The sequence below is a fragment of the Nostoc parmelioides FACHB-3921 genome, from assembly GCF_014696625.1.
Taxonomy (GTDB): Bacteria; Cyanobacteriota; Cyanobacteriia; order Cyanobacteriales; family Nostocaceae; genus Trichormus; species Trichormus parmelioides.
In genome coordinates, this window is the sequence record NZ_JACJQL010000019.1 from 53,028 (window position 1) to 69,003 (window position 15,976).

The 15,976-nt window shown below is 42.1% G+C and carries 11 protein-coding genes; 4 read left to right on the plus strand and 7 right to left on the minus strand.

Annotated elements, in window-relative coordinates:
- Positions 1 to 20: 20 nt before the first annotated feature.
- Positions 21 to 1,007, plus strand: a complete 987-nt coding sequence (locus tag H6G14_RS14765) for an acetamidase/formamidase family protein (protein ID WP_190568124.1) — start codon at positions 21 to 23, stop codon at positions 1,005 to 1,007.
- A 142-nt stretch (positions 1,008 to 1,149) separates the two neighbouring features.
- Here H6G14_RS14765 and H6G14_RS14770 read toward each other — a convergent pair whose 3' ends face one another.
- Entirely contained in the window at positions 1,150 to 3,231 is a 2,082-nt protein-coding gene (locus H6G14_RS14770; protein ID WP_242053435.1) for a pentapeptide repeat-containing protein, read from the minus strand.
- 294 nt (positions 3,232 to 3,525) lie between these two features.
- Between H6G14_RS14770 and H6G14_RS14775 the strand changes: the two genes are divergently transcribed.
- Positions 3,526 to 3,897, plus strand: a complete 372-nt coding sequence (locus H6G14_RS14775; protein WP_190568125.1) for a sulfite exporter TauE/SafE family protein — start codon at positions 3,526 to 3,528, stop codon at positions 3,895 to 3,897.
- A gap of 71 nt (positions 3,898 to 3,968) precedes the next feature.
- Here the strand turns inward: H6G14_RS14775 and H6G14_RS14780 are convergent, their stop codons facing one another.
- From H6G14_RS14780 to hisG, 6 genes are all read right to left on the minus strand, one after another.
- Positions 3,969 to 5,210: an HhoA/HhoB/HtrA family serine endopeptidase gene (locus H6G14_RS14780; RefSeq protein ID WP_242053436.1), complete on the minus strand. Its 1,242-nt coding sequence runs from the start codon at positions 5,208 to 5,210 to the stop codon at positions 3,969 to 3,971.
- 129 nt (positions 5,211 to 5,339) lie between these two features.
- Entirely contained in the window at positions 5,340 to 7,220 is a 1,881-nt protein-coding gene (locus H6G14_RS14785) for an ABC transporter ATP-binding protein (protein ID WP_190568127.1), read from the minus strand.
- 344 nt (positions 7,221 to 7,564) lie between these two features.
- On the minus strand, positions 7,565 to 9,844 hold the full coding sequence (locus H6G14_RS14790; RefSeq protein WP_190568128.1) for a hybrid sensor histidine kinase/response regulator: 2,280 nt from the start codon (positions 9,842 to 9,844) through the stop codon (positions 7,565 to 7,567).
- A 5-nt stretch (positions 9,845 to 9,849) separates the two neighbouring features.
- Positions 9,850 to 10,290, minus strand: coding sequence for a response regulator (locus tag H6G14_RS14795; RefSeq protein ID WP_011321022.1), 441 nt, complete (start codon positions 10,288 to 10,290; stop codon positions 9,850 to 9,852).
- 2 nt (positions 10,291 to 10,292) lie between these two features.
- Positions 10,293 to 13,022, minus strand: a complete 2,730-nt coding sequence (locus H6G14_RS14800) for a GAF domain-containing protein (protein WP_190568129.1) — start codon at positions 13,020 to 13,022, stop codon at positions 10,293 to 10,295.
- Positions 13,023 to 13,329: 307 nt separating this feature from the next.
- Positions 13,330 to 13,986 (minus strand): ATP phosphoribosyltransferase, encoded by a 657-nt coding sequence (gene hisG, locus H6G14_RS14805; protein WP_190568130.1) that lies wholly within the window; start codon positions 13,984 to 13,986, stop codon positions 13,330 to 13,332.
- 98 nt (positions 13,987 to 14,084) lie between these two features.
- Between hisG and rppA the strand changes: the two genes are divergently transcribed.
- Positions 14,085 to 14,777, plus strand: a complete 693-nt coding sequence (gene rppA, locus H6G14_RS14810) for a two-component system response regulator RppA (RefSeq protein WP_190568131.1) — start codon at positions 14,085 to 14,087, stop codon at positions 14,775 to 14,777.
- A 214-nt stretch (positions 14,778 to 14,991) separates the two neighbouring features.
- Entirely contained in the window at positions 14,992 to 15,777 is a 786-nt protein-coding gene (locus tag H6G14_RS33145; protein ID WP_190568132.1) for an ATP-grasp domain-containing protein, read from the plus strand.
- Positions 15,778 to 15,976 lie beyond the last annotated feature (199 nt).

A 15,976-nucleotide genomic window follows, 5' to 3' on the forward strand; every position in this document is an offset into this window, starting at 1 on the left:
TAATAATTAGCATAGCGGCGATGACTCACCACATCTTAAAAGCCACCAAATCAACCGTCCATTTAGGCGGTTTCTCTCATCTATTAGAACCAGCACTAAAAGTTGATTCTAGCGACACCATGGATGTAGAAACTTACACTGGTTATTACATTTATGACAAAGCACCACCAGAGTTTCTGACACCAGAATTTTTGGACATCTGCCAAAATCTGCCACCGGAACGCAAAATTGCCGCCGGGCCGCATTTACTCACGGGGCCAATTTATGTCAAGGATGCTGAACCAGGGGATGTTTTAGAAGTAAAATTAGAGGCGATCGCACCTAGTCTACCAGTTGGGTTTAATGCCATTCGTTCGGGTTGGGGAGCCTTACCCAATCAGTTTACTCAACCAGCTTTAAGATTTATTCCCTTAAATTTAGCCAACAACACAGCTGAATTTCCTCCAAATAGCGGGATCAAAATTCCCCTCACCCCCTTTTTTGGTATCCTTGGTGTCGCCACTCCTGAAAATGCTCGCTCATCTGTTCCCCCTGGCTATTATGGCGGTAACATTGACAACCGGGAACTCCAAGCAGGTTCTCGCATATTTTTGCCGATATTTGTCCCTGGTGGCTTATTTTCTCTTGGTGATGGACATTCAGCTCAAGGGGATGGCGAGGTTAATGTGACTGCGATTGAAACTTCGATGAATGGTCGTATCCAGCTAACACTACGCAAAGATTTGCACTTCACCGCACCCATTGCAGAAACACCGACTGATATTATCACAATGGGGTTTGCACCAACTTTAGATGCAGCATTAGAACAAGCCCTCAAAAATATGATTGATTTTCTGGAACGTTTCGTCAATTTATCTCCAGAAGATGCCTATGTTTTGTGTAGTTTAGCCGTGAATTTTCGCATAACTCAAGTTGTCAACAGTCCCAATAAAGGTGTGCATGGTTTACTACCGAAAAAATTGTTTGAGGAAGCCGTGAGCGTAAAGCCTTTTATCAGGAGAAGTTAGGTTTAAAACCTCGCCCCTTGTGGGCGATAGCTCCCCTGCTCTCTTGCTCCCTTGGTTGAAGCCGAACTACGTTCCGCTTCGCTAACACCCCTTGTGGGTGGTTTTTCTCCCCTGCTCCCTGCTCCCCTGCTCCCCTGCTTTTTTACTCCGCCTCTTGCCACCCATCGATTGAAGCCAAGAGAATATTTACCAGGGGATGATCTATCATCTCTTTAAAAGCTTCTATTCCTCCCGCCTTCAATGCGCCAACTACTCGCGCTTTTAAAGTGGGATTGCTTTCAATTTCATCCACAACCTTAGCCACAACTGTCATCTTTTCCGATGTGGTTGTTGTGGGGTGTGTTTGGCTGAGTTGATTGAGTAACTGTTGAATTTCTGTAGCGGCTGCGGCCAAATTCTGCTTTTGCTGTGGGCTATTATTAGTCATGTTTCCAGTGGCAATTTGCTGCCCGGTTACAGTATCAGCATTTACCAGACCACCACCGAATTGGGCATTTGGTAGGCTGTTATGAAAAACTTGTTTTGAGCTTTCGGACATAACGGTATCCCCCTGATTTTGATAGGTTTGGGCATAAAAACTAGGACGCTGTAATGCTGTCATCACCATAGTTTGTAAATCAGAAATTCTGCTATCTTTTTCGGCTATGAGCGCTTGTAATTCTTGCTGTGCTAAAGCGTGTAGTTGATTATATGTAGTGAAATATTCAGCACTAAGTTCAGATTTATCAGCCTGAGTTGCGGTTTTGGCTCGTAACAGAATTTTGTCTTGTCCGCGTTTCTCCATTGCGACTATTTCTAGTTCCGCCTCTGGGTGATTTTCTGCTAGTTCCTTAAAAGAAATGGCGATCGCACGAGGATCAACACCCTGATTATGGTATAAGTCAAGTGTGTCAAAAATTGGTTGAATAAAATCGCCAAACTCTCCATCGGCAAAGACTTCTTGGCGATTATCAGGTTTACGATGGGGGTCTGGATTATCTTGAGTAGGCAATCGCATATAAACATACTCACACCGCACGCCATCAAATTTGGTATCGGTAGTAATCCCCCAGTCTTCAATGTAGGCTCCGGTGAGAATTGCACCGGTGAAATCTGTACCGTCCAGTTGGGTTTGTACCAGCTTTGCTCTAGATAAATCTGCGTCTTGTAAGTTGGCTTGGCTCAAGTCTGCACCGATAAAATTAGCATCTGCTAAGTTTGCACCCTGTAAGTTAACTCCGCGTAAATCTTGACGCTCAAGCTGCTGCTCTTGTCCTTGTCCTGTGATTAATAGTTGGTGTATTTTCGTGTTTTGTAGGTAAGTGAAACCAGGAAGTACACGGTCAAGTTGATTAACTTTGTGGAAACTAGTACGTGTCAGGTTCGCTTTTCTCAAATCTGTACTTTTAAGTATAGATCCCGTAAAGTTAGCATCAGTCAAATTAGCATTGCGAAAGTTTGTCCCTCCTATCGTTGCTAGAAAAATCAAAATAGTACGCATCCACCCATCTATTTCATGATTTTTTAATATCCGGTGACCAATATAAGTGGAAAATCCGATAAATATCAATGCAAATACCAACGCTAGAAATCTCGCCTCAACTACCGCACCTCTTCCCATCGTTGAATAAATCAACGCACCGAATATTGTGGACAGCAAAACACCAAGCACGGTGAAAGTCCCAAACAAATCCCAGGCTTCCGCAATAGCTATAGCTCCAAGCATGACACCTGTGAGCATACCAATCATGGAAAAGGCAAAATATCCCGCACCACTGCCAGTTCCAGACCCCGATGTTAATACACCGCCTGTAAACGCCAAAATCAATAAAAGCCCTGAAACATAAAAAGCGTCCGTTAAACTTTTGCTAACACCAACTGTAAAAAAGATGGCAAATCCCACCATCAGTAATAGACCAGTTGCTTTATTTAACCAATTCGGATTTACCAGTAAAAATCCCAGATAACCGCCTGCAAATGCACAAATCACCCCTGATATTAGTGCTAGCAATAAACATATAACGGCTAAACAAGTTCTCCACGTGCTTTGCAGTCCCGTTTTGGTGCAGCTAAAATTTGCCCCTCGCAGATTGGCTCCACTAAAATCTACGCCTTGAATATCTGCGTAACTAAAATTGACTCCTACAAGATTTTGACCTTTAAAAGAGAGACCTCTAAGATTTTGGTGAGAAAAATCTTGGGGCATAGCAATGACAATAGATGTTAAAGTTGATACAGAATACATCTAGAGTATGCGCTTTTAGCCGATTTTGCACGATATTTATATTGTTGACTGTTGATGGTTGACTGTTAACAGACTTGAAAGCCTTTGATTGTTGGGGTTTTATCTTAGATGGATGTCCGAATTTTGTAGATAAAAGGAATTGTTAGCGATCGCACATCTCAGATCCAGACTACCCTAAGACGAACCTACATATTTTTTTGTCAACAGTCAACAAACCTCATCACTGAAAACAGCCTCTAAACCAATCTTGTCACCTAAAATTATTTGTAATTCACAGAGAAATCACACGTTTGTATGTCTAATTTACTTATACAACTGTTGCTAATTGGACTGGCTGCTGGTGTTGCCGGAGGAATGTTTGGCATTGGTGGTGGTGCAATTATGGTTCCAGCAATGGTTCTTTTGATGGGACTTGATCAAAAATTTGCCACAGGTACGTCTATTGCAGCCCAAATCTTACCTATTGGACTCTTAGGAGCAGCAGTTTATTATCGTAGCGGTAATATTAACTTTAAATATGCTGTGATTATTGCAGTAGGCTTATTAGTTGGCAACTTATTTGGCGCGATGTTTGCCAATCAGCCATTTATTAGCAGCGAAACCATGAAAAAACTGTACGGCGTATTTTTGTTAGCCATTGGTTTCAGATATTTATTAGTACGTTAATTGAGGAAGTAGGGAGTCAACGGTCAACCGTCAACAGTCAACCGTGACTCTCACCTCTTCTCCCTACACCCTTATTCCACCTGTTGAGTTGGGAAAGCGCCTGCTTGTACAGCTAAATTAACATTTCGACCATTGCGCCATAATTCTAGCTGCAATTGTCCGCCAACTTGAGCGTTTTCAACGGCTCTCTGTACATTGCTAGCATCTGTAACAGCTTGACCATTTAGCTTTTGAATGACATCGCCAGCCCGTAACCCTGCTCTTGCGGCTGGCGAATTTGGCATGACTCTGACCACTAAAACACCCTGGTCTCTATCTACGGTTAAACCGCTATTGGGGTCGGAGTTAATATTTTGTTTAACTTGGGGTGTTAAACCTACCATTTGAATACCCAGGTAAGGATGCTGTACTTTACCTGTGGCTATAAGTTGATTAGAAATACGTTGTACTGTTTTGATAGGGATGGCAAAACCTAGACCCTGTGCGCCTTGAATAATGGCGGTATTCATCCCAATAACTTCACCACGGTAATTCAGCAAGGGGCCACCAGAGTTACCTGGATTAATTGCCGCGTCAGTTTGAATATATTCTACGCGCTTATCAGGTGCGCCAATTTGATTGCTGGTGCGTCCAGTTGCACTAATTATACCTGTGGTGACGGTGTTATCTAAACCTAAAGGATTACCAATAGCGATCGCCCATTGTCCAGGTTGTAATTGGTCAGAATTACCCACTGCTAAGGTTGGCAAATTATTTGCCTGAATTTTGACAACAGCGACATCTGTTAAATTATCTGTACCTAATACTTTACCTTGAAAACTACGCCCATCCTTGAGGATGACTCGCACCGTATCTGCGCCATCAACAACGTGAGCATTTGTAAGAATGCTACCATCAGCACTAATCAGAAACCCAGAACCAGTACCCCGTTGTACTCTCTCTTGTTGTTGAGGTAGTTGAGAACCGAAGAAGCGACGGAAAAATGGGTCGTTAAATTCGGCTGGTAATCGAGATGCAACAGTCCGAGACGCTTCAATACGTACCACAGCCGGCCCAACTTTTTGCACCACTTGAGTCACAAAGTTGGGGTCTGTGTTATTTCCTAATGGTGGTGCTGCATCTACTCGGCTCACGGCCAAATCAGATGCTTTTTGTGCCAACTGTTGCTGGTTTCCTGCTAAATATCCACCAGCTAAAGTCATACCAGATCCCAGCAGTACTAGTGATAGAGATGCAGCCGCTTTTTTCCAAGGTGCATGATTATGTTTTTTAGGATTTAACGGTTGAGATTCATCGTGTACTTGGTTTTGCATGGCCTTGAGCGAGGAAACTATGTTTATTACTACTTTAGATAGCATTTATGACAGTTTTGTTGCTTTGTTATTGCTTTTTTGTGAAGAGTTGCAATATTTCTCGGTTTGGTGGCGCTCAACTGGCACCAACTAGGTTCCCAGCATTTGTAAGTTGTGCAGAGTAGAATAAAGGCCTCCTGAATTTAATAGTTCCTCATGGCTACCTTGTTCCACTAATTCGCCACGTTTTAACACAAAAATTCTATCTACGTTGCGAATTGTAGACAGGCGGTGAGCAATAATGATGGCAGTTCGTCCAATTAATAATTCGTTTAATGCTTCCTGCACTAGAGCTTCTGTACCAACGTCGAGACTTGCAGTGGCTTCATCTAGAACCAATATTTGAGGATTGCGAATTGCCGCACGAGCAAAAGCTAACAGTTGCTTTTGTCCACTAGAAAGATTTGTACCCCGTTCTCGCAATTTAGTATCATAACCTAAGGGTAATTCTTCGATGAATTCGGCAATATTTGTTTGTTGTGCGGCTGCTTGAATTTCCTCAAAAGAATAGTAATCGCCCAAAGTAATGTTACTTTTGACATTACCAGCAAATAAAAAACCCTCTTGTAAAATTACTGCCATATAACGGCGTAATTCTGCTTGAGGTAACTCGCGGATATCAATTCCATCTACTAAGATGCGTCCTTGGGTGGGTTCGTAGAGACGACATAAAAGACGGATGATAGAACTTTTACCTGCGCCAGTAGGCCCTACTAATGCAACTTTTTCGCCTGGACGAATTACAAAATCTAAGTCCTTGATAACGTAATCATCATCTTTATAAGCAAACCAAACGTGTTCAAAACGGATTTCTCCCATGTTTGGTGTGTCGCTGATATTTTGAGATTCTAAATCAGCGACAATTTCATCGATGTAACCGAATTTAGCATCAAAGACGGAAAATCGAGAGTTGGAGCGATCGCTTATTTCTATCGGTTCATCTAAAATATCGCTAACCCGTTCAATAGCCGTAAATCCAGATTGAATAACCGTGAATTTTTCCGCGAAATCTCGTAATGGGTCGAACAAGCGCTGGGCGTATAGAATAAAGGTCGATAAAGTTCCAAAATCAACTTGATTGTCTGAAAGCAACCAGCCACCCACCCACAATACACCAGCGATCGCAATTAAGCCAATCCATTCCAAAGTTGCGGAAACAGCCGAATCAAAAAAGATAGTTTGATCTACCTGTTTGGTATAGCGTTGGTTTGTAGTCCGAAATAATTCAGCATTAAACTTTTCCCGGCGGAATAACTGGACGACGTTAATCCCCAGAACATTCTCTTGTAATTGGGAATTTAGTAAAGATAGCTCTTCCCTGGCTTTGTAGTTAGCCTTGCGGTACTCTTGTTGGAAGTAAATAATTAACCAAGTAACTGGTAACAACATCACCAGGAGCAAGGCAGCAAGTTGCCACTGGATAGAAAACATTAAACCAGTAATTACCACCATCAAAACTACATCAGAGACAATGCCAATAGCCCCAGTGGAAAATACGTCTCCCAATACTTCTACATCACTGGTGAGTCGGGTAATTAATTTACCAACGGGAGTACGGTCAAAGAAACGTACCGCCAGAGAGGTTACATGGTGAAATAAGTCTTGGCGAATAGCGGCTGTGATTTTTTGCCCTAATTTCTGTAACAAATAGCCTTGGTAACCCGTCAACGCTAAACGGATAACAATTGTGAAGAGTAATATTCCTTCAATAATATGTAACCCTTGAGACACTGGGCGATTTCTCAAAAACTCGTATGCGCTAGATTCCTTACGAATTAGGGATACAGCTTGTCCAATTAACAAGGGCTGTACAGCATTAGCTAAAGCAAGTGGTAATAGCAATACCATTGCGAGAACCAGCAGTTTAGTATTACGCCTGGCGTAAGGCACCAAACGTGAAAACAGCCGCCAGTCGTTGTTACGCCAACGGTTTTGTTGATAAGATTTTTGGGAAAGTTGGTAGATGCTCATAGTAGGAGCATTATATTAATTTTTACTGCACTATGTATGATAGTTGTTTTATTGTAAAAACACCTGTCTGAAGGTAATAAGCTGTTAGGCATTTAATCTGCATATTTTTTCGTGTTGGCTGTTAACTGTTAACGGTCAACACGATGGATTATGCAACTTAAAAGCAGAATAGCTTATCTGTCGTCTTCTTTTTTGAATTGGTATAAGATGCGCTTTCGTTGTGATGCAATACCTGAGATGAAAACGAAAAACCAAGGGTTTGGACAAGGTATAGGGGTGTGAATGTTTAAAATCCTTACACCCCTACACCCTTACCCCCTTACACCCCTATTCATGACTATTGACTAAATCATCACTTCGTGCAGAGCCAATAGCAATTCATTGACTGTGTAAGGCTTGGCTAAGAATGAGTTAGCACCCGTATTGACTATTTCGGTTAACTTAGTTTTCGATATGAGTCCACTGGTAGCAATAATTTTGACTTGGGGATTAATTTTCCTTAAAGTGCGAATAGTGGTTAAGCCGTCGAGTATAGGTAGCATGATATCCATCAGTACAGCACTAATTTTATCGGCATTTTTGGCATAAAGAGCGATCGCCTCCACCCCATCACTAGCAACTAAAGTCTCATATTGATGACTTTCTAAAGATGTTTTTGTAATATCTTGGATTGAGACTTCATCATCAACAATCAAGATTAATTCTCCATGACCAGCAGGCGGTAATAGATGATCTATATGGGGCGCTTCCGCACCACCCACAGATGGTAAGTAAACTTTAAAGGTAGTACCACGTCCTTCTTCACTATAGACATTAACGAAACCGCCGTGACTTTTGACAATCCCTAAAACCGTGGAAAGACCTAAACCAGTACCTTGTCCTACAGCTTTGGTGGTAAAAAATGGTTCAAATATCCTATCTAAGTTTTCTGGAGAAATACCCACTCCTGTATCCGACACTGTAACCATGATGTAGGAGCCTTGTTTGGCTTCCAAGTTCATCCGGGCGTAGTTTTCATCAATCAGCAGATTTTCAGCTGAGATTGTCAAAGTACCACCATCAGGCATAGCATCACGGGCGTTTACGCAGAGATTCATCAGCACTTGATGGAGTTGGGTACTATCTCCAGAAACCATCCATAAGTCATTTGGGATATCTGTGTAAACTTCAATGGATTTGGGGAATGTTTCTTTCAAAATTTTCACAACTTCCACAATTAAATGTTTGAGTTGTAAAGTGATGCGCTTTCCTTCCACACCTCTAGCGAAGGACAGTACTTGCTTAACTAAATCAGCACCGCGTTTAGCATTGATTTCTAAAATCTCTAGTAAATGCTGAGTACGTTCATCTGCATCAGGAAATTTGAGTGGTAGTAATTGCGCTCCTGCCAAAATTGGTGTCAAGATATTGTTGAGGTCGTGAGCAATGCCACTAGCTAGAGTCCCGATACTTTCTAGGCGTTGAGTCCGAAATAATTGGGCTTCTAAATGTTTTTTCTGGGTAATATCTGTGTCTACAGAGAGAATAGATTTTGGTTTTCCTTGCTCGTCATAGACTAAACTCCAGCGACTAGCCACAACAATTTCCTTACCAGTTTTGGTAACTTTGTTTAATTCTCCTTGCCAATTGCCTTGAGAGATAACGTTTAATAAAGCAGTTTCCACTTCTAGAGAAGGTTCACGAAATAAAAGATCACTAGCATTTTTACCCATCACCTCATGGGCTTGCCAACCGTAGAGATTTTCTGCGCCTTTGTTCCAAAACAAAATTTTATTTTCTAAATCGCGCACACATATAGCATCTGTGGTGATGTCTAATAAGGCTGCTTGTTCACGAATTTTTGCTTCTGCTAGTTTACGTTCACTAATATCAATACAAGCACAAGTGATGCCAACAATGTCTTGTGACTCATTCCGCAATGGCTCCACAGTTAAATCGTAATATTTTTTACCTAGAGGAGTACCAATAGACACCACCTGACGATTCCCTATACCTGTGGTGAGGACATGATATTTTATGGCGGTGAGACATTGGGCATCCTGCTCAGACATAATTTCCGAGTCTTGTTTTCCGAACATTTCCTCAACTGTCCACCCAGCTATTGGGTTATAAATCCAGGTATAACGTAAGTCTCTGTCTTGATTAAAAACGAAAATAGGAGAGTTTTTTAACGCCACCCGAAACCGCTCCTCACTGTGACGCAGAGCTTCTTCTACTCGTTGACGTTCTATAGCATAACGAATGGAACGTACTAATAAGTCTCCTGTGACTTGTCCTTTAACTAAATAATCTTGCGCTCCCTTCTGCATGGCTGTGAGTGCTAAATTCTCATCATCTATCCCTGTTAGCACGATGATAGGAAGAACGTTGGTCTCACGGTTAGCTCTGACAAAAGTATCTATACCCTGGCTGTCGGGTAAAGACAAGTCTAATAACATGACATCAAAGCGTGGAACAGAAGCATCAGAAGTATCACTAGCAAGAATTTTCAGTGCTTCCGATAATCGCTCAACCGGATATAACTCTAAATTTGCTGTATTTACCTCTTTGATTAACTCTTGAATTAAAAAAGCGTCACCAGGATTATCTTCTACCAATAAGACATTTATAATTTCATCTGCCATTGACTTCACTCCGGTGGCAGCTTGACGATCGCAAACCAAAAGTTTTCTATGGACTGTACAATTCTAACGAACTGGTCAAAGTCAACAGGCTTAGTTATGTAACAATTAGCTGCTAGGTTATAAGCTTTGAGAATGTCTTCTTCGGCTTGGGAAGTCGTCAAAACTACTACTGGGATACGTTTGAGATAACTATCAGTTTTAATCTCTGCCAAAACTTCCCGCCCATCTTTTCTGGGGAGGTTGAAATCTAGCAACACTATATCTGGATGGGGTACATTGGCATATTTATCTTGTTTTCGCAGAAATGCCATTGCTTCCACCCCATCTTCAACCACACTGAGATGAACCGAGATTTTGCTATCTTCTAAAGCAATGCGGGTGAGTTCCACATCTCCTGGGTTATCTTCTACCAACAAAACCTCTATTGGCATAATCGCTGTTGTCATATTCACGATTGTTTCCCTGCTTGTTCTGGAATTGTGAAGTAGAAAGTCGAGCCTTGACCCGGTTCCGACTCCACCCAGATATGACCACCGTGGCGCTCTATTATTTTCTTACAAATTGCCAAACCAATGCCTGTACCCGGATATTTACTTCTACCATGCAGACGTTGAAAAATGATAAAAATGCGGTCGGCATATTGGGGTTCTATACCGATGCCATTGTCGCGGACTGAGAATAGCCAGGTTGATTGGGGACTGGGGATTGGGGATTGGGGACTGGGGATTGGGGATTGAGGATTGGGGACTGGGGATTGGGCATTGGGGATTTCTCCCCCTGCCTCCCCTGCCTCCCCTGCCTCCCCTGCCTCCCCTGCCTCCCCTGCCCCCTGCCCCCTGCCCCCTGCTCCCGAAGTTCGCCCGGAGGGAAACCCTCCTTGCGACTTCTCTTCCTGCTCCCTGCCTCCCGTCTCTACTACTCCAACATGAATCACTGGTGAGGCTTCTTGGCGAAATTTGATGGCGTTGGCGATGAGGTTTTGAAAAACTTGGGTTAATTGGGTGGGGTCTGCCGTGACTGTGGGTAATGGGTCATAGGAGACAGCTGCGCCAGATTCTTCGATCGCTATTTTGAGATTGGCGATCGCTCGTTGTAAAATAACGCCACAGTCAACAGGGACAAATGGTTGTCCACGGGTGGTAACTCGTGAATAATTCAACAAGTCGTTGATTAAGGTCTGCATCCGCCTAGCACCATCAACGGCATAACTGATGAACTGTTCAGCGTTGCTATCTAGTTGATTTTTATACCTCCTTTCCAATAACTGTAAATAACTAGTCACCATCCGCAAGGGTTCTTGTAAATCATGGGAGGCTACATAGGCAAAATTTTCCAGTTCAGTATTAGAACGAGCTAGTTCTTGACTTTGCCTCGTTTGTATTTCCAATAATTGTCCTTGGGATAAAGCTATTCCCATTTGGTTGGCTAGTTGTTGCAATAATTCCAACTCAAAGTTATTCCAATGGCGGGGATTTGCACATTGATGGGCAATCAGCAAACCCCAAATGCCATCCCGATTGAGAATAGGGACGACGAGGTTAGCTTTTACGCCAAATCCTTGCAAAAATTCTCGATGACAGTCTTGAATATCTGCTTTAGTAACATCTACTATGGCACTGACTCGCCCTTGGCGATATTTATCAACGTAATCTTCCTGAAAACAGGGGTCAAGGATATTTTGTCCCAGAACTACTGGCCAACCAGGTAACACTGATTCCTGTACTACTGTTCCCGAACCATCCGCCCAGAGTCGGAAAATCAATACTCGGTCTGCTTGTAAAAGTTTCTGCACTTCTTGAACTGATGTGCGTAAAATTTCTTCTATATCGAGGGTTTCCCGGATTTTGACGGTGATTTCCGCGAATAATTGCGATCGCAAATTCTGCTTTCTTAATTCTTCTTCTGTTTGTTTGCGTTCTGTAATATCTGTATGGGAACCTACCATCCGTAGCGCATTACCCGCCTCATCCCAAAGCGCCTGACCTCGATCTAAAATCCATTTATAACTACCATCTTTGCACTGGACGCGATGTTCGGTAACATAATAAGGCGTGTTTTTGGCCAAATGGTCTTGAACCGCTTGCATTACCCAATCGAAATCATCGGGATGCACCCGCTTTGACCATTCATCAACGTGGTGAGTAATTTCGTCATCTTCATACCCCAACATTTGTTTCCACCGTGAGGAGAAGAAAACTTCATTAGTCTTGAGGTTCCAATCCCAAATACCATCATTGTTACCAATTAAAGCCAACTGCCAACGTTCTTCACTCTCGCGCAGGGCGGCGGCTGTGTACCGACGTTCGCTAATATCTTGGAAATAAACAGATAAGCCGTCTTTACTTGGGTAAGCATGAATGGCAAACCATTTGTGCAGTGGCGGGTAAAATTCTTCAAACTTGACACTGATTTGTCCGGCGATCGCTCGCCTAGTTTCAAGATAAAATGGTGAGTCTACGCTGCCTGAAAACACTTCCCAAATACTCTTACCTAATAGCTCATCTGGTGTTTTCTCTAACAACTTGGCTGCTTGACCATTGATGTAGGTAAATCGCCATTCATAATCTATGGCAAAAAACGCATCAGTGATACTTTCCAGTATATTGGCAATTTGCTCTCTAGCCGTTTCTGACTCCGCACGCGCCGTTTGTTCATGCTTAATTAACAGTTCGCTAATCTCAGCTACATGGGCGACATTGCGCCTTAGCTCTAGCTGACTGATAACTAGGCGACTTAAGGCTGTCAGTGCATCAATTTGTGCCTGATTAAGTTGTTTTGGTATCCTGTCAATGACGCAGAGAGTTCCTAAAAAATGACCCTCTGGTGTCAAAAGTGGTACACCTGCGTAAAATCTCACATGAGGATAAGATTTGACGACTGGGTTATCAATAAAGCGATCGTCTGCCAAAGTATCCGGTATAATAACGACACCTTGCTTTTCCTGGCAAAGATAGGATAAACCCACACTCCGGGGCATTTCTGGTATGTCTATACCCAGTTTGGCCTTAAACCATTGACGATTCTCATCAATAAAATTAACTAAAGCTATAGGTGTGCCGCAGATAAAAGCAGCTAACTGAGCCAGATTGTCATAAGCTTCCTCCGGTTCAGTATCTAAAATTTGATATTGGCGTAAAGCTGCAAGTCTCGCCTGTTCATTATGCAAAGGGGATCTCATTAAATTTTGGAGAAAAAATCCAGATATAAATTTTTGTTAAAAAATACGAAATCAGCTAAAAAACTTGTTTCAGAAATAAAAAGTCGAACTACTTTATAGTTTAGACAAAGTTTTTAAAAAAAATTAACTTAAAAATAATTGTTAAAGATTTCTATGATGTATGTTGCGCTACGCTCCACCCAACCTATTTGCACATCTTTTCGTGTTGGTTGTTAACAGTTGACAGTTAACTGTTAACAACCAACAAACCATACAAGTGATTGTGTAATATAACCTTTCTGTTGGGCAGTAAGCCCAAACTGTAGCGTCAGGTCAGTATAGGCAGTTCACTCAAAACACCCTCTCGTAATTGCTCAACTAATTGATGTAAATTCCCTGTATTCAAACGATAACTAAGGGGATGAGCAATTAACCGTGCCGTACTTTCATATAAAGTTGTAATTTCCACCAAACCATTTTCTTTTAAAGTCCGGCCTGTAGAAACTATATCGACAATTGCCTCAGACATTCCTGTGATTGGCCCTAATTCCACGGAACCGTAAAGCGGGACAATTTCCACAGGTAAATCTAAACCTTGGAAGAACTCGCGCGCCGAATTGACATATTTAGAAGCAACACGACTGTGAGCAGGTAAATCTAGAGGTGATTTGTAGGGACTAGATGCTTTTACCGCCACCGACATCCGACAATAGCCAAACTGTAAATCAACTAAATGGGCAACCTGTGGCTGTTTTTCTCGGAGGACATCGTAACCAATAATACCAATTTGGGCTTGTCCATACTCTACATAAACAGGTACATCTTGACCTCTAACTAGTAATCCTTTCGCCGTTCCACTAGCATCAGTAATTTGCAACTGACGATTTCCTGAGTCTAAAAAAGCACTAAAATCCAACCCTACAGATTGCAGTAGGCGGATGCTATTTTTGAGTAGTTCCCCTTTCGGCAACGCAACAGTTAACATTCGTTTTCTTGGTATCCTTGGCTAGAGACACTTTATCGTGTCCTTGTCTTAGCAGTTCATTAATATTGAGAATATCTCTAATGCTTACCCCAAGCAGCATGAGAATTTTATTAGTTGATGATGAAGTAGAACTCACTGTCCCCTTGAGCCGTGTGTTAACTCGTGAAGGTTACACCGTAGAAGCAGCTTATGAGGGTAAAAGTGGGAGTGAAATGGCAACAGTAGGCAATTATGACCTACTGATTTTAGACTGGATGCTACCAGGGAAAACGGGCTTAGAGATATGCCAAGAACTACGCCGCCAAGGAAAGATTACACCAGTTCTTTTCCTCACCGCCAAAGATACCCTAGATGACCGTGTACAAGGTTTAGATGCTGGTGCTGATGACTATTTAGTCAAACCCTTTGAACTGCGAGAGTTGTTGGCCAGAGTCCGTGCTTTGTTGCGGCGTTCTAGTTCCCAAACCTACGAAGCTACAACAGGTAGATTAACTGTAGCCGACTTAGAACTGGACTATGAAAATCAAGTCGCCTACCGTCAAGGACGAGTGATTGAACTATCGCAGAAAGAAAGCCAACTGCTGCAATACTTTATGGAACACACAGGACAACTATTAACTCACGCCCAAATTCTGCAACATCTGTGGGAAGATAACGAACCACCAAATAGTAATGTCATCGCCGCGTTAATCAGATTGCTACGCCGTAAAATCGAGGTAGGCAAAGAACTTCCCTTAATCCACACAGTCTACGGTAAAGGCTACCGCTTCGGTACGTCTTCAGTAGATTGAATAAAAAATATCCAAGTAGGTAGGGTGCGTCAGTGCGAGAAAACCCGTCTGTACCAAGAAATTATTCATACTGATGCACCTTACTAACTGCGCCGACTCCGAGCCACGAGTTCTTAAATATTGGCTCAAAAAAATTTGAGTCCTGATTTCTGCTAAGTAAATATATTTAATAATTAGTATAATTAGTAAATAAAATATATTTGGTTGAGATGTTGTGAGATTTCTTTTTCCTAGCGATTACTTCAATCCTAAAAAAGCAGATGCAGCCTACTCGGAGCAAGTTGCTTGTATACAAAATGCTGGGTTTACAACTTCCGTTATTTCGTTAGAGTCGTTAGAAACGGGTTCATCAAAGATTATTCCAGCCCCAACTCCTGGATTAAAAGTTGTCTACCGGGGTTGGATGCTCTCGCCTGGAGATTATGAGTTATTAGTTAGTGTTGTAGAAAGTACAGGGGCAAGTGTTTTAACTTCTAAGGCTGATTATCTAGCTACACATTATCTGATCAATTGGTATCCTCTAATTACTGATTTCACTCCAGAGACTAAATTTTATTCCGTCGATGATGATTTAGAGAACCAATTGAATCGACTTGGCTGGGATGGATTTTTTATCAAAGATTATGTTAAATCTCTCAAAACCTCAGTTGGTTCCATAATTAATAAACCAGAGCAAATCAAAACAGTAGTTGCCGAGATGCAAAAATTTCGAGGCACGATTGAGGGAGGTATTTGTGTACGGCGGCTTGAAGATTTTGTAACAGAAACCGAGAGGCGTTACTTTGTCCTATCTGGTAAACCTTTTGCTGCTTTACCAGATGAAGAAATTCCAGAGATTGTCTTTGAGTGTGCCAAGCGGATTGAGAGCCAGTTTTTCTCTGTTGATGTGATAGAGCGTAGAGATGGTACTAAGCGAATCGTAGAAATTGGTGATGGGCAGGTATCAGATATTATTGGATGGACGGCTGAACGTTTTGCTCAACTGTGGATTGACAGCTAACAAGCCGGTGAAGTGGATTGCCAAGAGAAAAGATATTGTTTGGGTTATAAAGTCTGAGTAAGAAACAAAAGTAAGCAAGAGAATTTTGACTTGCTTAAAACCCCTATAGAAAAGGCTTTCAGCATAATCCGCATTGTTTGGCTTGTCAGTATCAATAAAAAAGAAATTCCTTAACCGAACCGTATGCCTTCAACTGTCA